Annotated in this window: 1 protein-coding gene and 1 rRNA gene (1 of these 2 cut by a window edge); both read left to right on the forward strand. The window is 22.3% G+C overall.

Features of this window, described 5'->3' with window-relative positions:
* Positions 1-486 (forward strand): transcription elongation factor GreA, encoded by a 486-nt coding sequence (greA, locus tag GJT80_RS00005; RefSeq protein WP_211080444.1) that lies wholly within the window; start codon positions 1-3, stop codon positions 484-486.
* 158 nt (positions 487-644) lie between these two features.
* Positions 645-718, forward strand: a 16S ribosomal RNA gene (locus GJT80_RS00010); it runs 1,494 nt beyond the window's last position.

The following is a 718-nucleotide window of genomic DNA, read 5'->3' on the forward strand; positions in this document are numbered from 1 at the left end:
ATGATGAATAAAATACCTATGACTATAAAAGGATCTAAAAAATTAATTAAAGAATTAAATCAATTAAAAAATGTAAAGAGATATGAAATAATTAATGATATTATGGAAGCTAGAAAATATGGTGATTTAAAAGAAAATGCTGAATATCATGCTGCACGAGAAGAACAAAGTTTTTGTGAAAAACGTATTAAAGAAATTGAATTAAAATTATCTAATTGTCAAATTATAGATATAACTAAAATAAAAAACAAAGGTAGAGTTATTTTTGGATCTACTGTTGATCTAATTAATATTACTACTAATAAGATAGTATCTTATAAAATTGTTGGAGATGATGAAGCTAATTTAAAAGAATATTTAATTTCAATTAATGCTCCTATTGCTAGAGGATTAATTGGAAAAAAAATAAATGATACTGTTTTAATAAAAACTCCTAAAGGTAATATAATATTTAAAATATTAAAAATACAATATCTTGATAAATAAAAATATTTTGATATAAAAAATTGACTTTAAAATATAAAAGAGTATCATAAAAAATGAGTAAAATAATTGTTTTAGTTCTTTAATAATTTATCAGAAAATTTATGTGGGCATTCTATTTTAGAGAGCAATATATAATTTATATTAAAATTTTTTGCTTTTAATTGAAGAGTTTGATCATGGCTCAGATTGAACGCTGGCGGCAAGCTTAACACATGCAAGTCGAGCGGCATCG

Source organism: Enterobacteriaceae endosymbiont of Plateumaris braccata (assembly GCF_012563325.1).
In the GTDB taxonomy this organism is placed as follows: Bacteria; Pseudomonadota; Gammaproteobacteria; order Enterobacterales; family Enterobacteriaceae.

Excerpts from the sequence above, each read along its gene's own strand:
- greA (WP_211080444.1), top strand. The coding sequence starts at position 1 with ATGATGAATAAAATACCTATGACTATAAAAGGATCTAAAAAATTAATT.